Annotated in this window: 17 protein-coding genes; 11 read left to right on the top strand and 6 right to left on the bottom strand. The window is 71.0% G+C overall.

Annotated features, from left to right (window positions below):
* Window positions 1-148: 148 nt before the first annotated feature.
* The 3 genes from ACZ4E1_RS32895 to ACZ4E1_RS32905 all read left to right on the top strand — a co-directional run bounded on the left by ACZ4E1_RS32895 (window position 149) and on the right by ACZ4E1_RS32905 (window position 4,895).
* Window positions 149-1,939 carry a PQQ-binding-like beta-propeller repeat protein gene (locus ACZ4E1_RS32895; RefSeq protein WP_467546416.1) on the top strand — a complete coding sequence of 597 codons (1,791 nt, stop codon included), beginning with the start codon at window positions 149-151 and terminating at the stop codon, window positions 1,937-1,939.
* A gap of 55 nt (window positions 1,940-1,994) precedes the next feature.
* Window positions 1,995-3,905 carry an outer membrane protein assembly factor BamB family protein gene (locus ACZ4E1_RS32900; RefSeq protein ID WP_467546418.1) on the top strand — a complete coding sequence of 637 codons (1,911 nt, stop codon included), beginning with the start codon at window positions 1,995-1,997 and terminating at the stop codon, window positions 3,903-3,905.
* A gap of 267 nt (window positions 3,906-4,172) precedes the next feature.
* Complete coding sequence (locus ACZ4E1_RS32905) at window positions 4,173-4,895, top strand: helix-turn-helix transcriptional regulator (RefSeq protein ID WP_467546420.1); 723 nt, start codon at window positions 4,173-4,175, stop codon at window positions 4,893-4,895.
* A gap of 164 nt (window positions 4,896-5,059) precedes the next feature.
* Here the strand turns inward: ACZ4E1_RS32905 and ACZ4E1_RS32910 are convergent, their stop codons facing one another.
* On the bottom strand, window positions 5,060-5,338 hold the full coding sequence (locus tag ACZ4E1_RS32910; protein WP_188338438.1) for a hypothetical protein: 279 nt from the start codon (window positions 5,336-5,338) through the stop codon (window positions 5,060-5,062).
* A gap of 17 nt (window positions 5,339-5,355) precedes the next feature.
* Window positions 5,356-7,050 (bottom strand): sodium:solute symporter family protein, encoded by a 1,695-nt coding sequence (locus ACZ4E1_RS32915; protein ID WP_467546422.1) that lies wholly within the window; start codon window positions 7,048-7,050, stop codon window positions 5,356-5,358.
* A gap of 209 nt (window positions 7,051-7,259) precedes the next feature.
* On the opposite strand from ACZ4E1_RS32915, the gene galT reads away from it, so the two are divergent.
* From galT to galK, 3 genes are read left to right on the top strand one after another with little or no spacing between them, the layout of a single operon-like run.
* Window positions 7,260-8,324, top strand: coding sequence for a galactose-1-phosphate uridylyltransferase (gene galT / locus ACZ4E1_RS32920; protein WP_467546424.1), 1,065 nt, complete (start codon window positions 7,260-7,262; stop codon window positions 8,322-8,324).
* Window positions 8,324-9,316 (top strand): UDP-glucose 4-epimerase GalE, encoded by a 993-nt coding sequence (gene galE / locus ACZ4E1_RS32925; protein WP_467546426.1) that lies wholly within the window; start codon window positions 8,324-8,326, stop codon window positions 9,314-9,316. Before galT ends, galE begins: the two co-directional genes overlap by 1 nt.
* Window positions 9,317-9,321: 5 nt before the next feature.
* A complete protein-coding gene (gene galK / locus ACZ4E1_RS32930) occupies window positions 9,322-10,491 on the top strand; it encodes a galactokinase (RefSeq protein ID WP_467546428.1) in 1,170 nt (389 codons plus the stop codon).
* On the opposite strand, the gene ACZ4E1_RS32935 is transcribed toward galK, so the two are convergent.
* Window positions 10,484-10,939: a GNAT family N-acetyltransferase gene (locus ACZ4E1_RS32935; RefSeq protein ID WP_467546430.1), complete on the bottom strand. Its 456-nt coding sequence runs from the start codon at window positions 10,937-10,939 to the stop codon at window positions 10,484-10,486. The two genes, galK and ACZ4E1_RS32935, sit on opposite strands and share 8 nt — an antisense overlap.
* 252 nt (window positions 10,940-11,191) lie before the next feature.
* Here ACZ4E1_RS32935 and ACZ4E1_RS32940 point away from each other — a divergent pair, with 252 nt between their 5' ends.
* The gene (locus ACZ4E1_RS32940; RefSeq protein WP_384618773.1) at window positions 11,192-11,941 is read left to right on the top strand and encodes a LuxR C-terminal-related transcriptional regulator; all 750 of its coding nucleotides are present in this window, start codon (window positions 11,192-11,194) and stop codon (window positions 11,939-11,941) included.
* 209 nt (window positions 11,942-12,150) lie between these two features.
* Complete coding sequence (locus ACZ4E1_RS32945; protein ID WP_467546432.1) at window positions 12,151-12,615, top strand: hypothetical protein; 465 nt, start codon at window positions 12,151-12,153, stop codon at window positions 12,613-12,615.
* A 16-nt stretch (window positions 12,616-12,631) separates the two neighbouring features.
* On the opposite strand, the gene ACZ4E1_RS32950 is transcribed toward ACZ4E1_RS32945, so the two are convergent.
* Window positions 12,632-13,129 carry a MarR family winged helix-turn-helix transcriptional regulator gene (locus ACZ4E1_RS32950; RefSeq protein WP_188338445.1) on the bottom strand — a complete coding sequence of 166 codons (498 nt, stop codon included), beginning with the start codon at window positions 13,127-13,129 and terminating at the stop codon, window positions 12,632-12,634.
* Between the two features lie 87 nt (window positions 13,130-13,216).
* Between ACZ4E1_RS32950 and ACZ4E1_RS32955 the strand changes: the two genes are divergently transcribed.
* Together ACZ4E1_RS32955 and ACZ4E1_RS32960 are read left to right on the top strand one after the other, a co-directional pair.
* Complete coding sequence (locus tag ACZ4E1_RS32955; protein WP_467546434.1) at window positions 13,217-14,017, top strand: trans-aconitate 2-methyltransferase; 801 nt, start codon at window positions 13,217-13,219, stop codon at window positions 14,015-14,017.
* The gene (locus tag ACZ4E1_RS32960) at window positions 14,014-14,385 is read left to right on the top strand and encodes a VOC family protein (RefSeq protein WP_467546436.1); all 372 of its coding nucleotides are present in this window, start codon (window positions 14,014-14,016) and stop codon (window positions 14,383-14,385) included. The genes ACZ4E1_RS32955 and ACZ4E1_RS32960 overlap by 4 nt, the downstream gene beginning before the upstream one ends.
* Window positions 14,386-14,635: 250 nt before the next feature.
* Here the strand turns inward: ACZ4E1_RS32960 and ACZ4E1_RS32965 are convergent, their stop codons facing one another.
* Both ACZ4E1_RS32965 and ACZ4E1_RS32970 read right to left on the bottom strand, forming a co-directional pair.
* Window positions 14,636-15,316 (bottom strand): TetR/AcrR family transcriptional regulator, encoded by a 681-nt coding sequence (locus tag ACZ4E1_RS32965; protein WP_467546438.1) that lies wholly within the window; start codon window positions 15,314-15,316, stop codon window positions 14,636-14,638.
* Window positions 15,317-15,339: 23 nt separating this feature from the next.
* Entirely contained in the window at window positions 15,340-16,332 is a 993-nt protein-coding gene (locus ACZ4E1_RS32970) for an acyl-CoA desaturase (protein ID WP_467546440.1), read from the bottom strand.
* 315 nt (window positions 16,333-16,647) lie between these two features.
* On the opposite strand from ACZ4E1_RS32970, the gene ppc reads away from it, so the two are divergent.
* Window positions 16,648-19,383 carry a phosphoenolpyruvate carboxylase gene (gene ppc, locus ACZ4E1_RS32975; RefSeq protein WP_467546442.1) on the top strand — a complete coding sequence of 912 codons (2,736 nt, stop codon included), beginning with the start codon at window positions 16,648-16,650 and terminating at the stop codon, window positions 19,381-19,383.

The raw sequence follows: 19,383 nt of genomic DNA on the forward strand, positions 1-19,383 counted from the left end.
AGGCGAGCGACCGGCCCCTGTGCGGGGCGCCCCGAGTGATAGAAAGGGCGGCTGAGGGGGGCCCGTGGGCGCCCCGCGACCGACCTGAGAACGTCCGGGAAAACCAGCCAGGCGTGCCAGTACATCAGCAGAAACGGGGGGAGCGCTGATGACTCAGCCGCCCAACCAGCCGCCCGCCGGCGGCTTCGGAGCACCGCAGGATCCGCAGGGGCAGACACCGCCCCTGCCCACGGGTCCGCCGCAGACGCCCCCGCCGGCGCAGCCCGGTTACGGCTACCCCCAGCAGCAGCCCGGCCCGTACGGCCAGCCGCAGCAGCAGCCGGGTCCGTACGGTCAGCCGCCGCAGCAGCCCGGCCCCTACGGTCAGCCGCAGCAGCCCGGCCCGTACGCGCAGCAGCCGGGCCCCTACGGCCAGCAGCCCCAGTACGGCTACCCGCCCCAGCAGCAGCCCGGCGCCCCGGTCCCGCCGAACGGCGGCGGCAACGGCATCAAGGGCAAGACCTGGGTGATCGCCGCGGCGGCGCTGGCTCTCGTGGTCGTCGCGGGCGGCGTCGTGTTCGCCGTCGTCGGCGGTGACGACGACACCACGGACAACAAGAAGGAGCCCTCGGCCAAGGGCAAGGACCCCAAGGCCTCCGCCTCCGCGCCGGTCAACCCGGGCGACGGCCAGGGCGACGGGCACGCCGGCGACGAGGACCTCAACGAGGGCCGCCAGGACGGCGAGGCCAAGGTCCTCTGGTACAAGACGGCCCCGAAGGTGCCCGGCGACGGCGCCGACGCCCCCGGCATGTGGATCACCGACAAGGTCGCGGTCAAGGCCGCGTACAAGGAGGTCCTGGCCTACAACGTCGACGACGGCAAGATCAGCTGGCCCGCCGTCTCGTTCCCGCAGAAGATCTGCGCGGTCACCAAGACGCCCTCCGACGCGGGCAAGATCGTCGTCGCGTACAAGAGCGGCACGTCCTCGCGCGCGAAGTGCAACCAGGTGCAGGAGATCGACCTGGCCACCGGCGCGAAGGGCTGGGCGGCGAAGATCCCCGAGCGGGAGAACGACGACGACTTCTTCGACGGCACCGGCTCCGAGATCGGCCTGAACTACGCGGGCGACACCCTCATGGTCGGTCGCCAGATGTCCGGCCTCGCCCTGAACGCCAAGGACGGCAAGCGGAAGTTCGCCGTCGAGCAGTACGGCGACGACTGCTTCCCCAAGGCCTACACCGGCAACAGCAAGAAGCTGCTCACGGTGGCCTCCTGCGGCGCGGGCGGCGACAAGGCCCACGAGGAGCTGCGCCAGCTGAACCCGCAGACCGGCAAGGCCCTGTGGACGAAGAAGTTCCCCAAGGACTGGCAGATCGCGAACGTCTACTCGGTCAGCCCGCTCGTCGTCTACAGCACCAATGACGACGACAAGAAGTACAACATCGCGTCCTTCAAGGAGAACAGCGCGAGCGTGCAGGCCGAGGTCGGCGTCGACGGCCTCGACACCAAGTGCGGCAACTCGTTCTCCTTCCTCAACCGCGACCTGAACGGCTGCGCCGGCGCCGTCACCGACGCGAGCACCCTCTACATGCCCACGCAGGGCAAGGCGGGCGGGGCCAACGAGGTCGTGGCGATCAGCCTGACCAGCGGCAAGGAACGCTGGCGCGTGAAGTCCCCCGAGGACCAGTCGCTGCTGCCCGTCACCGTGGAGAACGGCGCCGTGGTCACGTACATGGAGGCGTCCTACGGCGGTGACGCGGGCCGCGTCCTGTCGATCCCGGTCAACGGATCGCACACGCCGAAGACGCTGCTGCAGAACCCGGCGGGCACGGCCGCGATCGAGAGCGGCTTCTACTCGAAGGACGTCGCGTACGCCGACGGCCGCTTCTTCCTCTCCGCCACCAACCTGTCCGGCAGCGCCAAGGGCCAGCAGAAGCTCATGCTGGCCTACGGCGACTGACGTCGCGCCCTCCTGAACCGTCCCCTCACGTAAGGCATCCCGAGGTACCCACGCCATGACGCAGCCGCCGCCCCAGCCTCCGAACGATCCTCAGCAGCCGCCCCAGGTCCCGCTCGGCAAGAACCCCGAGCCCCAGGACGCGCCGGCCGCGCCCCCCAACCCGCCCGCGGGCGGGTTCGGCGCGCCCACGCCGCCCCCGGCCGGCGGTTTCGGCGCCCCGACGCCGCCTCCGCCGCAGGGCGGTCCCGGCTACGGCTACCCGCAGGCGCCGCAGGGCGCCCCGCAGACCCCGCCCCCGCCGGCCGCCCCGCCGCAGGGTGCCCCGGGCTACGGCTACCCGGCTCAGCCGCAGCAGCCGCAGCCGCCGACCCCGGCGTACGGCCAGGAGCAGTACGGCCAGCAGCAGTACGGGCAGCAGCCGTACGGCCAGCCCCAGCCGGGCCAGCAGCAGTACGGCTACCCGCAGCCGGCCACCGCGCCGATGGCGCCCGTCAACGGCGGCGGCAACGGTGGCGGCGGCAAGTCCGTCTCGCCGGTCGTGTGGATCGTCACGGCGGCCGTCGTGGTCATCGCCCTGATCGTCGGCGGCGGCATCATCTACGCCGGTTCGTCCGACGACGGCAAGAAGGACACGACCGCCGGCGGTGAGAAGGGCGGCGAGGGTACGACCGGCAAGGGTGGTGGCGGCGGCGGCTTCGGCGGCGCCGGCGAGGAGAAGGTCCCGGGCAACACCTCGGCCCAGATCGCCTTCCAGCTGCCCGCGCCGAAGGTCGCCAAGGACAACGTCGACAGCGTCATGGGCTCCTGGCTCACCGACAAGACGTACGCCAAGGCGGGCGTGAACGAGATCGTCGGCTACGACCCGGCGAACGGCAAGGAGCAGTGGACGCTGCCGCTGTCCGGCCAGACCTGCGGGTTCACCCCGACCGTCACCAAGGACGCGCTCGCCGCGGTCGTCGCCGAGGACGCCAAGCGTCCCAAGGACGGCATGCACAAGACCTGCTCCCAGGTGACGCTGTTCAACGTCAACACCGGCGAGAAGGTCTGGACGACGAGCATCGGCTCGGGCGAGCAGGCCGTCCCGTTCGAGGAGCTCTCCTTCGTCGGCGACACCCTGGCGGCCGGCGGCGGCCTGCGCGGCGGCGCCGCGTTCGACGTCAAGACCGGCAAGCCGCTGTGGAAGCCGCAGCAGGGCAGCTGCGAGGACGTCGGCTACGCGGGCGGCGCCCAGCTCGTCGCGGTCCGCAAGTGCGGCGACTTCGACAACGAGAAGTACGAGGTCCAGCTCCTGGACCCGAAGTCCGGCCAGCCCAAGTGGTCGTACAAGCTCGCTTCCGGCGTCGACAACGCCAAGATCCTCTCCACCGACCCGGTCGTCATCGGCGTCGGCGCGGGTGACAACTCAGCGGGCACCGTCTCCGACATCTTCTCGATGGACGCGAGCGGCAAGCTCATCACGAAGATCGCCATCGACGACGAGAAGTACGACTTCGACTGCGAGGTCGGCAAGATCGACGGCTGCAAGAAGATCGTCGTCGGCAACGGCCGCGTCTACCTCTCCACCCGGCAGCACGACGCGGGCGGCGACATCGGCCAGACCAACGAGATCGTGTCGTACGACCTGAAGACCGGCCAGACGACCGCCGACCGGGCCGACGGCGGCGAGTACGAGATCTTCCCGATGCGCATGGACGGCGGCAACATCCTGGCGTTCAAGCGCGGCCCGTACGACAAGGGCAGCGAGGTCGTCACGATCGAGCCCAAGGCCATGAAGCAGACGACGCTCCTGGTCGCCCCGAACACGGAGCCGGTCAAGAACGCGATCAGCGCCATGGTCCCGGGCAGCACCAGCAGCGAGCTGCTCTACTCCAACGGCCGGCTGTACTTCGGCAAGGGCCTGATCAGCAAGCCCTACTCCGCGGACGAGAAGCAGTACACGGCCATCGGCTTCGTCGCCAACGGCTGATCCCGCTCCAGGGCCGGCGGCCCCGCTCCCCACCGGGGGGCGGGGCCGCCGTCGTGTGCGCCCGAGTCCGCCCGAGTGCGCGCATCGTCCCTGAAAGAACGGGATTTCAGCATTCCGGGCCGCTTCTCGCCGGTAGGGGGCGCGCGACGTCGAACAAGCGTGTAGCTTCCGGGAGATGAAGACGGGCGGGGAGTCGGGGGGCTCGACCGTTCGTGGGGGGCCCGTGCGACCGACGCGGAGCGCGGGGCGAACTGGGGAGTTGGCTCGATGGGTGTGCGGCTCATGGTGGTCGACGACCACCGTCTGCTCGCCGAGGCGCTGGCCTCGGCCCTGAAGCTGCGGGGGCACCGGGTCCTGGCCGCGGCGGCGCCCGCGGCGGGCGCCGCCGACCTGGTCATCTCCCGCGCGCCCGAGGTCTGTCTGTTCGGCACCGCGACCCCGGCCGAGCCCGGCATCTTCGACCCGATCGTGCGGATCAAGCGGGAGCGCCCGCAGGTCGCCATGGTGGTCCTCGGCCCGGTGCCCTCGCCGCGCGGCATCGCCGCGGCGTTCGCGGCCGGCGCCTCCGGCTACGTACGCCACGACGAGCGGATCGAAGGGGTCGAGCGGGCGCTGATGAAGGCGCGGTCGGGGGAGGCGGCGGTGGCTCCGGCGCTGTTGCAGGGCGCGTTCGGGGAGCTGCTCAACCCGGCGGCGCAGCCCGACGACGAGGGGCAGCGGCTGCTCCAACTCCTCACGCCGCGCGAGGTGGAGGTCCTGGTGCGGGTCGCCGAGGGTGAGGACACGCGGCTGATCGCGGCCGGGATGGGCATCGCGCCGAGCACCGCGCGCACCCATGTGCAGCGGGTGCTGATGAAGCTGGGTGTCGGCTCGCGTCTGGAGGCGGCGGCGCTCGCGGCCCGCACGGGGCTGCTCGACCGGGCGGGGCCGGTGCCCGCGCCGCGTGCGGCGGTGGGAGAACTTCCCTCCGACCCCGCTCCTGGGCTATAGTCGATCTTGCGCCGGTCGCCGCAACTAGCGAAGCCCGGCAGTGCGTTGGTGGTCCAAGGAAAGACGCCCCACTTCCTGTGGGGAAATGCAGGTGCAAGGCCTGCCCGGCGCTCCACTTCACGAAGCCCCGTCCCGCTCACGCGGGGCGGGGCTTCGTCGTACGGCTAGGCGCTCTCGTCCGGGGTGGGCGGCGCCGTCGGGCGCAGCTTCAGCCAGACCAGGAAGAACAGGCCGAGCGCGAGCATGCCGAGGCCGGTCCACAGGTTGATGTTGATGCCCTCGGCCTTCTTGAGGTCGGCGTCGGACGCGGTGATTCCGGCGACGGTGACGATCACGCCGTAGAGGGCGAACAGGCCGCCGATGATGCGGCGGATGTCGAAGAGCCGGGCCGCGGTCGCCGACTTGCGCTCCAACTCGGAGACTTCGTTCTGGAGTTCGGACATGAGGGTCGGGCCTCCGATCAGAGGGAGTAGGGGAGGTAGCAGAGCGCGGCGAGGACGATGGCGCCCCAGCCGAGCAGGGCCGGCCTGCGGTACCAGGCGTCGTCGCCCTCGGCGGGCGGCTCCTCTAGGCCGGGCGCGGTCGTCCCGTAGACGAGACCCGCGAGCTCCGCCTCGGGCTTGGGCGCGGTGAAGAGCGTGACCAGGACCATGACGACCGCGCCGGCGACGAAGCCGACGATCGCGGACACGAAGTTGGCGCCCTGGTCGGTGGGGATGTCGACGACGCCCTGCTTGTAGATCCAGAAGTAGTTGACCATCGCGGCCGTGGTGCCCGCGAGCAGGCCCCAGACACCGGACTTCATGGAGGCGCGCTTCCAGAACATGCCGATGATGAAGACGACGAACATCGGCACGTTGAAGAAGGAGAAGAGCGTCTGGAGGTAGCCCATGATGTTCGAGAACGACGAGGCGATGAACGCGGTGCCGATCGAGGCGACGACACCGATCGCGGTGATGAGCCGGCCGAACTTCAGGTAGTGGGCGTCGGGCTTGCCGGGCTTCACGTACTTGGCCCAGATGTCGTAGGTGAACACGGTGTTGAAGGACGACACGTTGGCCGCCATGCCGGCCATGAACGCGGCGAGCAGACCGGTCACCGCGATGCCGAGGACGCCGTTGGGCAGCAGCTCCTGCATCAGGTACGGGATCGCGTCGTTGTACGTGAGGTCCGAGCCGGCCGCGCCGATCTTCGGGACCAGGACCGCGGCGATCAGGCCGGGGATCATCACGAGGAAGACGATGAACATCTTCGGGAACGCGGCGATCAGCGGGGTGCGCTGGGCGGCGGAGAGGTTCTTCGCGGACAGGGCGCGCTGCACCTCGGCGAAGTTCGTCGTCCAGTAGCCGAAGGAGAGGACGAAGCCGAGGCCGAGGATGATCGTCAGCCAGTTCGCGCCGAGCGGGTTCGGGTCGCCGATGCCGGTGCCGCCCCAGGCGGACAGGAAGTTGTCGCCGTGCTGAGCCTTCAGCGAGTCCGTCATGCCGCCCCAGCCGCCGACGCGCTTGAGGCCGATGACGCAGATCGGGATGAGCGCCGCCAGGATCACGAAGAACTGGAGGACCTCGTTGTAGATGGCCGAGGAGAGGCCGCCGATCGTGATGTACGCGAGCACGAACAGGCCCGCGACGACGATGGCCACCCACTGCGGCCAGCCGAGGAGCGCCTCGACGACGATCGACAGGGCGTAGAGGTTCACGCCCGCGATGAGTATCGCCGCGAAGGCGAACAGGACCGAGCTGAGCAGGTGGGCCGACTTGTCGAAGCGCTGGAGGAGGAACTCCGGGACCGAGCGGACCTTCGAGCGGTAGTAGAAGGGCATCATCACGAGGCCCAGGAAGACCATGGCCGGGATCGCGCCGATCCAGTACCAGTGGACGACGGCGACGCCGTACTGCGCGCCGGTCGCGGCCATGCCGAGGATCTCGGTCGCGCCCAGGTTGGCGGCGACGAAGGCGAGGCCGGTGACCCAGGCGGGCAGGGAGCGCCCCGAGAGGAAGAAGTCGAGGCTCGTCTTCACGGAGCGGCGGGCGGCGAAGCCGATGCCCAGGACGACGACGAAGTAGATCGCGAGGATCGCGTAGTCGAGGCCGTTGGTGGGCAGCCGGAGCCCTGCGGCCAGGGTCGTGGTGGCTGTTGGTGTGGGGGCATGCATGAGCGGAACGTACGTCCCCACTTTGAAGAAGTGAACAGTTCTGGTGATGTTCTTTGTTGGATTGTGATTGATAGCGCTTACTGTGCGCGCTTCGCTGGCCCCGGCTGGCCCGTGACCAGTCGCTACCAACGGTCACTCTTGACGCACTCTCCGGCTCATGGTTTGTTATGTTGGATTCTGTTGGGTTGGTCTGGTGAGGAGTATCGGCCGTGAAGAAGACGTCGACCCGGCTCGCCGACGGGCGCGAGCTCATCTACTACGACGTCCGCGACGACGCCGTACGGGACGCGGTCGACCGGCGCCCCCTGGAGCGCACCGTCACGACCTCCGAGATCCGCCGCGACCCGCTGCTCGGCGACCGCGTCGCCATCGCCTCGCACCGCCAGGGCCGCACCTACCACCCGCCGGCCGACGAATGCCCCCTGTGCCCCTCCGAGGGCGAGCGGCTCTCCGAGATCCCCGACTCCGCCTACGACGTCGTCGTCTTCGAGAACCGCTTCCCCTCCCTCGCCGGCGACTCCGGCCGCTGCGAGGTCGTCTGCTTCACCTCGGACCACGACACGTCCTTCGCCGACCTCACCGAGGAACAGGCCGGGCTCGTCCTCGACGCCTGGACCGACCGCACCGCCGAGCTCTCCCACCTCGACTCCGTCGAACAGGTCTTCTGCTTCGAGAACCGCGGCGCCGAGATCGGCGTCACCCTCGGCCACCCCCACGGCCAGATCTACGCCTACCCCTTCACCACCCCGCGCACCGCGCTCATGCTCCGCTCGCTCGCCGAGCACAAGGAGCAGACCGGCGGCCGCAACCTCTTCGCCGACGTCGTCGACCAGGATCTCGCCGAGGGCACCCGCGTCGTCCTGGAGGGCGCGCACTGGGTGGCCTTCGTGCCCTACGCCGCGCACTGGCCCTACGAGGTGCACCTCTACCCCAAGCGCCGGGTCCCCGACCTGCTCGCACTCGACGACGCGGCGCGCACAGAGTTCCCCCAGGTCTATCTGGAACTGTTGAAGCGCTTCGACCGGATCTTCGGTGAGGGTGAACCGCCGACGCCGTACATCGCGGCCTGGCACCAGGCCCCGTTCGGCACGCTGGCGGAGTTCGACGGCGTCACGCGCGACGACTTCGCGCTGCACCTCGAGCTTTTCACCGTCCGCCGCACTTCCGGCAAGCTGAAATTCCTCGCGGGTTCCGAATCCGGCATGAGTGTGTTCATCAACGACGTGCCGCCGGAGGCCGCGGCAGAGCGACTGCGAGAGGTAGCGAGCAAGTGATGGGCAAGACCGAACCCCAGAAGTCCGCTCCCAAGAAGTACCTGGTCACCGGCGGAGCCGGCTACGTCGGCAGCGTCGTCGCCCAGCACCTGCTGGAAGCCGGCCACGAGGTCACCGTCCTCGACAACCTCTCCACCGGCTTCCGCGAGGGCGTCCCCGCCGGAGCCACGTTCGTCGAGGGTGACATCCGCGACGCCGCCAAGTGGCTGGACGCCTCCTACGACGCGGTCCTGCACTTCGCCGCGTTCTCCCAGGTCGGCGAGTCCGTCGCGAAGCCCGAGAAGTACTGGGCGAACAACGTCGGCGGCACCATGGAGCTGCTCGCCGCGATGCGCGGCGCCGGCGTGCGCACCCTCGTCTTCTCCTCCACCGCCGCGACCTACGGCGAACCGGTGAACACCCCCATCACCGAGACCGACCCCACCGCCCCGACCTCCCCCTACGGCGCCTCCAAGCTCGCCGTCGACCACATGATCAGCGGCGAGGCGCACGCCCACGGGCTCGCCGCCGTCTCGCTGCGCTACTTCAACGTCGCGGGCGCCTACGGCGACTGCGGAGAGCGGCACGACCCCGAGTCGCACCTCATCCCGCTCGTCCTCCAGGTCGCCCAGGGCCGCCGCGAGGCCATCTCGATCTACGGCGACGACTACCCGACCCCCGACGGCACCTGCGTCCGCGACTACATCCACGTCGCCGACCTCGCCGAGGCCCACCTCCTCGCCGTCGGCGCCGCCCGCCCCGGCGAACACCTCATCTGCAACCTCGGCAACGGCAACGGCTTCTCCGTCCGCGAGGTCGTCGAGACCGTCCGCCAGGTCACCGGGCACCCGATCCCCGAGGTCGTCGCCCCGCGCCGCGGCGGCGACCCCGCCGTCCTCGTCGCCTCCGCGCGCACCGCGCGCGAACGCCTCGGCTGGAACCCGACCCGCGCGGACCTCGCGGGAATCGTCGCCGACGCCTGGAAGTTCGCCCAGGCCCGCCAGGAAGGCTAGGCAGCATGACCGTCGCCGCGCAGTTCAGCGATCTGTACGGGTACGCGCCGGACGGGGTGTGGGCGGCGCCCGGCCGCGTCAACCTCATCGGCGAGTACACCGACTTCAACGAGGGCTTCGTCATGCCGCTCGCGCTGCCGCACACCGCGGTCGCCGCGGTGGCCCGGCGCGAGGACGGCGTGCTGCGCCTGCACTCCGCCGACCTCGACGCCCCGGTCGCCGAACTGCGCGTCGACGCACTGGAACCCCTGTCCAAATACGGGCAGGGCGGCTGGGCCGCGTACCCGGCGGGCGTCGTCTGGGCGCTGCGCGACGCCGGCCACGCCATCACCGGCGCGGACGTCCATCTGGCGTCCACGGTCCCCACCGGCGCGGGCCTTTCCTCCTCGGCGGCCCTGGAGGTCGTCACCGCGTACGCGCTGAACGACCTCTTCGGACTCGGACTGACCGGACCCGAGCTGGCCGTGCTCGCCCAGCGCGCCGAGAACGTGTTCGTGGGCGTCCCGTGCGGCGTCATGGACCAGATGGCCTCGGCCTGCGCCGTCGAGGGCCACGCCCTGCACCTCGACTGCCGCGACCTGTCCGTCCGTCAGGTCCCCTTCGACCTGGCCGCGCAGGGCCTCCAGCTCCTCGTCGTCGACACCCGCGTCCAGCACGAACTGGGCGACGGGGCGTACGCGGAGCGGCGGGCCGACTGCGAGGAGGGCGCCCGCCTCCTCGGCGTCACCCACCTGCGCGACGTGCCGTACGCGGACCTCGACGACGCGCTGGCCCGCATCGAACGCTCCGGTGCGGACGAGAAGGTCGTCCGCTACGTCCGCCACATCGTCTCCGACGACCACCGCGTCGAACGGGTCATCGGCCTCCTCGACGCGGGCGACCCCCGCGCGATCGGCCCCGTCCTCTACGACGGCCACCGCTCGCTCCGCGACGACCTGCGCATCTCCTGCCCCGAACTGGACCTCGTCGTCGACACGGCCCGCTCCGCCGGGGCGGTCGGGGCGCGGATGACGGGCGGCGGCTTCGGCGGCTCGGCGCTCGTGCTCGTCGAGGCGGCGGACGCGGACGCGGTCACGAAGTCGATCCTCACGGCCTTCGAGACCGCGGCCTTCACCCCGCCCCGCGTCTTCCCGGCGGTCCCCTCGGCGGGAGCCCGCCGACTGTCCGTCAGGTGAGCCGCTTGGTGAGGGTGAATTCCTTGACGCCGGGCGGATAGTCGGGGACGACCGCGACGACCTCGTACCCGTGCTGACGGTAGAACCCCGGTGCCTGGAAGTCCCACGTCTCCACGCGGGAGTTGGCGCAGGCGTGCTGGTCGCGGGCGATCTGTTCGGCCCGGGCCAGGAGGCGGGAGCCGAGGCCCGCGCCGCGGTGGTGGTCGGCGACCCAGAGCAGGTTCACGTGGAGCCAGGTCGCCCAGGTGTGGGCGTCCAGGCCGCCCGCCAGCTCGCCCGCCGCGTCGAACGCCCAGACCTGCAACGGGGTCTCGCGCTCGGCCGGGGTGCCGCGCAGGTCGCGCAGCGCAGGGGACGACGCCGTGTTGGTGTCACGGAGCGCCGCGTGGAGCAGAAGGCGGCGCTCTTTGTCGACTTCTGTCTCAAAGCGAAACATGCGTCTCACCATAAACGCGCGAGACGGTCGCCCGCCGGTCGAGCCGCCTCAGTTCTGTGAATCGCCTTCCCCTGTGGGCCGTCGGCCCTACTCTGAAGGGCAGTACCGGTGGGGGCCGGTGCTGATCAGGGGGCGAGACAGCCAGGTACGACGCCTGGAGTGGGGGTGGCAGTTCGGCACGGCGGCGGCCGTGCGGCTGCGGTGACCCGTACTCCGGGCGCCGTACCTGCGTTGGTCCGTCCCCCGACCAGTGGGGGTAATTCAGTGGTTCGCATACGGGTTCTGGTCGTCGACGACCACCGCATCTTCGCCGAGTCGCTCGCCGCGGCCCTCGCCGCCGAGCCCGACGTCGAGGTCGCGGCCGCGGGCAGCGGGCCCGCCGCGCTGCGCTGCCTGGAGCGGGCGGCCGGTGAAGGGCGCAGATTCGACGTGATGCTCGTCGACGCGGACCTGGGCGCGGCAGCCGCCGAGGGGCTGCGCCCGCCCGCCGCCGTGCCGGACGGGGCCGCGCAGGACGGGCTCGTCGACGGCATCTCGCTGGTGGCCGGGGTCCGTTCGGGCCAGCCGGCCGTCCGTACGGTGGTGCTCGCCGAGCGGGACGATCCGCGGCGGGCCGCGCTCGCGCTCCAGGCCGGGGCGTCCGGCTGGGTCGCCAAGGACTGCTCCCTGTCGCGGCTGCTCACCGTCATCCGGGGCGTGCTGCGGGACGAGACGCATCTGCCGCCGGCCCTGCTCACGGGGGTGCTGCGCGAGCTGACCGCGGCGCGCAAGCACCGTACGGAGTCGGAGCAGTTGGTGGAGTCGCTGACGCCGCGGGAGCGGGAGGTTCTGCGGTGCATGGTCGCGGGCCTCGGTCGCAAGGCCGTCGCCGAGCGGCTGTTCCTCTCGCCGCACACCGTGCGGACCCATATGCAGAACGTGCTGGGGAAGCTCGGGGTGCACTCGACGCTGGCAGCGGTCGCGCTGGCGCGGCGGGCGGGGGTCGGGCCGGCCGATCTGGAGGCGGCCAGCTGAGGTGTGGGGTGCTTGTCGGGCGGGTGTGGGCCCGGTGGGGGCTGGTCGCGCAGTTCCCCGCGCCCCTGAAATGCAGACCCTTCGGGTCGCATTTCCCCGATCAAGGTGCGGGGCGCCTTTCATCGGGGGAAGGCGCGGCGAAGCCGCATGCCTTCCAGGGGCGCGGGGAACTGCGCGACCAGCCCCCACCGGAGCCGCGGACGAACGGGATGAGAGGAACACGCGTGGAGTTCAGGATCCGGCCCAGGTCGCGCGCCGGGTGGACCATGTCCGTGTTCGGGGCGCTGGCCGGCGCCCTGGGCATCGTGGGGCTCGCGGCGCCGGACGCGCTGATCGAGGTCATGGGATTCGCGCCGGCGCCCGACGGAGGGCGGCCCGAGGGTGATCACACCCTGACCTTTCTGACCGCCTCCTCGATGGCGGCGCTCAACATGGGCGTCTACTACGTTCTCGCGGCGGCGAGCGACTGGACGGCCTTCTTTCGCTGGACGGTCCCGTTCAGGCTGCTGACCTGCACCGTCTTCACGCTCGCGGTCCTCGGCGACCGGGCGCCCACGGGATTCGTCGGGGTGGGCCTGTGGGAGGGCGCGGGCGCGCTGGCGACCGCGGTCGCGCTGCGCGCGGACAAGCGCAGGGCCGTGGGGGAGTCCCGCACGGCCACCGTGCCCGCCTGACCGCGGACGCGCGCCGTCAGCCCGGGATGTTGTCGAAGGGGGCGGTCAGCTGGCGGAGCAGGGACGCCAGTTCGCCCCGCTCCCGGCCGGAGAGCTGGACCAGGATCGCCCGCTCCTGCTCCAGCAGGCCCGCGAGGGCCTGGTCCGCCCGGTCGCGGCCCTCTTCCGTGAGCCGGACGAGGACCCCGCGCCGGTCGCTCGGATCGGGCAGGCGCTCGACGAGGCCCTTCTTGGCGAGGCGGTCGATGCGGTTCGTCATCGTGCCGGAGGTGACCAGGGTCTGGGTCAGCAACTGGCCCGGAGAGAGCTGGTACGGGGAGCCCGCGCGGCGCAGCGACGTCAGGACGTCGAACTCCCAGGGCTCCAGCTGATGCTCGGAGAACGCGATGCGACGGGCGCGGTCGAGATGGCGCGCCAGTCTGCTGACCCGACTGAGCACCTCCAGGGGCTCCACGTCGAGGTCAGGGCGCTCCCGGCGCCACGCTGCGACCAGACGGTCGACCTCGTCCTCCATGACGATCAGTGTAGAGGGTGTGTCGACATGAAGTCTCTTGATATCAATTATCTTGACGTCGAGATACTTTGGGGTCACTCTGGACGTATGACGACGCCGCAGACACCCACCTGGGACCCTCAGCAGTACCTCCGGCACGCCGACCACCGCGGTCGCCCCTTCATGGACCTGCTCGCCCGCGTCCCCGAGCCGCCGCGCGACCCCGCCCGCGTCGCCGACCTGGGCTGCGGCCCCGGCAACATGACGGCGCTGCTCGCCGAGCGCTGGCCCACCGCGCACATCACCGGCTACGACAACTCGCCCGAGATGCTGGAGCAGGCCCGCGACCGTGCGACCGGCCGGCTCGACTTCGCCCACGCGGACGCCGCACGCTGGGCGCCCTCGGAGACGTACGACCTGATCCTGTCGAACGCGACCCTGCAATGGGTCCCCGGGCACGTCGAGTCCTTCCCGCGCTGGGTGGACGCGCTGGCGCCGGGCGGCACGTTCGCCTTCCAGGTGCCGGGCAACTTCGACGCGCCCAGCCACGCCCTCATGCGCGAGCTCGCCGGGGCCGCCCGCTGGAAGGACCGGCTCGGCGACGTCCTGCGGCACGCGGACGCGGTGCACACGCCGGCCGCGTACCTGGAGCGGCTCACCGGGCTCGGCTGCGCGGTCGACGCCTGGGAGACCACGTATCTGCACCTGCTGGAGGGGGGCGACCCGGTGCTCGACTGGGTCAAGGGCACCGGGCTGCGGCCCGTGCTCACCGCTCTCGCCGACGATCCCGCGGCGCGGGACGCCTTCGTGGAGGAGTACGCGGGGCTGCTCCGTTCGGCCTACCCGGGGTCGGAGCACGGCACGGTCTTCCCGTTCCGGCGGGTCTTCGTCGTGGCGGTGAAGGCGTGATCGCGGGGCTGGACCATGTACAGCTCGCCGCGCCCGCGGGGAGCGAGGAGTTGTTGCGGGGCTTCTACGGGGAGGTCCTCGGGATGACCGAGATTCCCAAGCCGCGGGCGCTCGCCGCGCGGGGCGGGTGCTGGTTCTCGGCCGGGGCCGTGCAGCTGCATCTCGGGATCGAGGAGGATTTCCGGCCCGCGCGGAAGGCGCATCCGGGGATTCTGGTGCGGGGGATCGAGGAGTTCGGGGAGCGGCTGGCCGGGGCCGGGGTCGACGTCACGTGGGACGCGGGGCTTCCTGGGCACCGGCGGTTCTATGCCCTTGACCCTGTCGGGAACCGGCTGGAGTTCCTGGAGCCGTCGCGTCTGCCGAGCTGAGGTCGCGTCGGCGGGTGCGGCCCGGTGGGGCTTCTCGCGCAGTTCCCCGCGCCCCTGGAAGGCACGCGGCTTCGCCGCGCCTTCCCCAGATGAAAGGCACCCCGCACCTTGATCGGGGAAATGCGACCCGAAGGGTCTGCATTTCAGGGGCGCGGGGAACTGCGCGACCAGCCCCCACCCACCCGCACCCGCCCGGCAAGGGCACCCGGCACACGAAAACGCGCCCACCCGCACCTGGACAACCCCGAGATCAACTCTTCCGGTGCCCTATCAGGCGCGGCTTCGGCTCCAGGCCGTCCAATCCGTGCCAGGCCAGATTGACCAGGTGCGCGGCCACCTCGGCCTTCCCCGGCTTGCGGGCGTCCAGCCACCACTGCCCCGTCAGCGCGACCATCCCGACCAGCGCCTGCGCGTACAGCGGCGCGAGCTTCGGGTCGAAGCCGCGGGTCTTGAACTCGCGGCCCAGGATGTCCTCGACCTGCGTGGCGATGTCGGAGATCAGGGACGCGAACGAACCCGTGGACTGCGGGATGGGGGAGTCACGGACCAGGATGCGGAAACCGTCCGTGTACTCCTCGATGTAGTCGAGGAGGGCGAAGGCGGCCTGCTCGCACAGCTCGCGCGGGTGGCCGGCCGTCAGCGAACTCGTCACCATGTCCAGAAGCTGACGCATCTCGCGGTCCACGACCACCGCGTACAGCCCCTCCTTGCCGCCGAAGTGCTCGTACACCACCGGCTTGGACACCCCGGCCTTCGCCGCGATCTCCTCCACCGACGTGCCCTCGAACCCCTTGGCCGCGAACACCGTCCGCCCGATCTCTAGGAGTTGCTGACGCCGCTCGGCCCCCGTCATCCGCGTCCGGCGCGCCCGCCGCGGCTTCTCGGGCCGGTCGCTGCTCGCATTGCTCGGGGTGCTGGAGTCGGTCGCCACCACCCCATCATGCCTGTCTCCGGTCACGCCGCGTCGGCCGCCTGCGGCTTGCGGCGGGCGGCGATGCGCTCCTTCGACGGCCAGCGCACGTCGCTCGCCCAGCCCAGCTGCTCGAACCAGCGGATCAGCCGCGCGGAGGAGTCGATCTGCCCGCGCATCACCCCGTGCCGGGCCGAGGTCGGGTCCGCGTGGTGCAGGTTGTGCCAGGACTCGCCGCAGGACAGGACGGCCAGCCACCACACGTTGCCCGAGCGGTCACGGGACTTGAAGGGGCGCTTGCCGACCGCGTGGCAGATCGAGTTGATCGACCAGGTCACGTGGTGCAGCAGCGCCACCCGGACCAGCGAGCCCCAGAAGAACCCGGTGAACGCGCCCCACCAGGACATCGTCACCAGACCGCCGATCAGCGCCGGCAGGCTCAGTGACAGCAGCGTCCACAGCACGAACTGCCGGGAGACCGCCCGGATGGCCGGATCCTTGATCAGATCGGGCGCGTACTTCTCCTGCGAGGTCTGCTCCTCGTCGAACATCCAGCCGATGTGCGCCCACCACAGGCCCTTCATCAGCGCCGGGACCGTGTCCCCGTAGCGCCACGGCGAATGCGGGTCGCCGTCCGCGTCGGAGAACTTGTGGTGCTTGCGGTGATCGGCGACCCAGCGGACCAGCGGGCCCTCCACCGCCATCGAACCCGCGACCGCCAGCGCGATGCGCAGCGGGCGCTTCGCCTTGAAGGAGCCGTGCGTGAAGTAGCGGTGGAAGCCGATCGTGATGCCGTGGCAGCCCAGGTAGTAGAAGAAGACGAGCAGGCTCAGATCGAGCCAGCTCACGCCCCAGCCCCAGGCCAGCGGCACGGCCGCGAGGACGGCGAGGAAGGGCACGATGATGAAGAGGAGCAGCGTGATCTGTTCGAGCGAGCGTTTCTGCTCGCCGCCCAGGGTCGCCGAGGGTGTCGTGGCGGACGACGCGCCGGACGGTCCCCGCGGTGCGTCTTCCATCACATCGGAGCGTGTGGCCATGGGAGTCCCCTGTGGGTCGAGGGTAGGGAGGGTTGAACGGGCCTGAGACGGGTCAGGAGATCCACGGAGATCCGCGGACATGCTTGCCTACGGTTCCGTAACCTACGGCGTCGTAAGTATGGCAGCGCGGTGTCCGGCGGCAAGGCCGTGTCGCGAGGCACGACCCGCAGGCCCCGGGCCGTGCCGCCCAGGCAGGCACATATCCTTGGAAACGGTCGGACAGCGCGGTCCGCTCTGAATCTCCACCCGGGACTCATACCCGGTTCCGGGACTCTCCCCTCCAGATGAGCTTCACCACTGCAAGGAGCCGCACCTGTGAGCAGTGCCGATCAGACCGCTTCGACGAGCACCAGCCCCGAACTGCGTGCCGACATCCGCCGCCTGGGTGACCTGCTGGGCGAGACGCTCGTCCGCCAGGAAGGGCCCGAGCTCCTCGAGCTGGTCGAGAAAGTCCGCCGCCTGACGCGCGAGGACGGCGAGGCCGCTGCCGAGCTGCTGCGCGGCACCGAGCTGGAGACCGCCGCCAAGCTCGTCCGCGCCTTCTCCACCTACTTCCACCTGGCCAACGTGACCGAGCAGGTCCACCGCGGTCGCGAGCTGCGCGCCAAGCGCGCCGCCGAGGGCGGACTCCTCGCCCGCACCGCCGACCGGCTCAAGGACGCCGACCCGGACCACCTGCGCGACACCGTCCGCAATCTGAACGTCCGGCCCGTCTTCACCGCCCACCCCACCGAGGCCGCCCGCCGCTCCGTCCTCGGCAAGCTCCGCCGCATCGCCGAGCTCCTGGAGACGCCGGTCCTGGAGACCGACCGCCGCCGCTACGACACCCGCCTCGCCGAGAACATCGACCTGGTGTGGCAGACCGACGAGCTGCGCGTCGTGCGCCCCGAGGTGACCGACGAGTCGCGCAACGCGATCTACTACCTCGACGAGCTGCACGCGGGCGCCGTCGGTGACGTCCTCGAAGACCTCACCGCCGAGCTCGAGCGCGTCGGCCTCACCCTCCCCGAGGACACCCGGCCGCTCACCTTCGGCACCTGGATCGGCGGCGACCGCGACGGCAACCCGAACGTGACCCCCCAGGTCACCTGGGACGTCCTGATCCTCCAGCACGAGCACGGCATCAACGACGCCCTCGACATGATCGACGAGCTGCGCGGCTTCCTGTCGAACTCGATCCGCTACACCGGCGCCACCGAGGAACTGCTCACCTCCCTCGCCGCCGACCTCGAACTGCTGCCCGAGATCAGCCCCCGCTACAAGCGGCTCAACGCGGAGGAGCCCTACCGGCTCAAGGCCACCGCGATCCGCCAGAAGCTCGAGAACACCAAGACCCGGCTCGCGAAGAACACCCCGCACGAGCCCGGCCGCGACTACCTCGGCACCACCGAGCTCCTCGCCGACCTGACCCTCATCCAGACCTCCCTGCGCGAGCACCGCGGCGGCCTGTTCGCCGAAGGCCGCATGAACCGTACGATCCGTACGCTCGCCGCCTTCGGTCTGCAGCTCGCCACGATGGACGTCCGCGAGCACGCCGACGCCCACCACCACGCCCTCGGTCAGCTCTTCGACCGGCTCGGCGAGGAGTCCTGGCGCTACGCCGACATGCCCCGCGACTACCGCGGCAAGCTGCTCGCCAAGGAGCTCAGGTCGCGCAGGCCGCTGGCCCCCACCCCGGCACCGCTCGACGCCGCCGGCGAGAAGACCCTCGGCGTCTTCCACACCGTGAAGAAGGCCCTGGAGGTCTTCGGGCCCGAGGTCATCGAGTCGTACATCATCTCGATGTGCCAGGGCGCCGACGACGTCTTCGCCGCCGCCGTCCTCGCCCGCGAGGCCGGACTCATCGACCTCCACGCCGGCTGGGCCAAGATCGGCATCGTGCCCCTCCTGGAGACGACGGACGAGCTCAAGGCCGCCGACACGATCCTCGAGGACATGCTCGCCGACCCGTCCTACCGCCGGCTCGTCGCCCTCAACGGTGACGTCCAGGAGGTCATGCTCGGCTACTCCGACTCCTCCAAGTTCGGCGGCATCACCACCTCCCAGTGGGAGATCCACCGCGCCCAGCGCCGGCTGCGCGACGTCGCCCACCGCTACGGCGTCCGCCTGCGCCTCTTCCACGGCCGCGGCGGCACCGTCGGCCGCGGCGGCGGCCCCTCGCACGACGCGATCCTCGCCCAGCCCTGGGGCACCCTCGAAGGCGAGATCAAGGTCACCGAGCAGGGCGAGGTCATCTCCGACAAGTACCTCGTGCCGTCCCTGGCCCGCGAGAACCTCGAACTGACCGTCGCCGCCACGCTCCAGGCCTCCGCCCTGCACACCGCGCCGCGCCAGTCCGACGAGGCCCTCGCCCGCTGGGACGCCGCGATGGACCTCGTCTCCGACGCCGCCCACGCCGCGTACCGCAAGCTGGTCGAGGACCCGGACCTGCCGACGTACTTCGTCGCCTCCACCCCCGTCGACCAGCTCGCCGACCTCCACCTCGGCTCGCGGCCCTCCCGCCGCCCCGGCTCCGGCGTCTCCCTCGACGGCCTGCGCGCCATCCCGTGGGTCTTCGGCTGGACCCAGTCCCGCCAGATCGTCCCCGGCTGGTACGGCGTCGGCTCCGGCCTGAAGGCCCTGCGCGAGGCCGGCCTCGACACGGTCCTCGACGAGATGCACGAGAAGTGGCACTTCTTCCGCAACTTCATCTCCAACGTCGAGATGACGCTCGCCAAGACCGACCTGCGGATCGCCCGCCACTACGTCGAGACGCTCGTCCCCGAGAACCTGCGGCACGTCTTCACCGAGATCGAGACCGAGCACGCCCTCACCGTCCAGGAGATCCTCCGCGTCACCGGCGAGAAGGAACTCCTCGACGCCGAGCCCGTCCTCAAGCAGACCTTCGACATCCGCGACGCCTACCTGGACCCGATCTCCTACCTCCAGGTCGCCCTGCTCAAGCGCCAGCGCGACGACGCCGCCGCGGGCCAGGAACCGGACCCGACCCTGGCCCGCGCCCTTCTGCTCACCGTCAACGGAGTCGCCGCCGGCCTGCGCAACACCGGCTGA

The organism is Streptomyces sp. NPDC025806 (assembly GCF_055558275.1).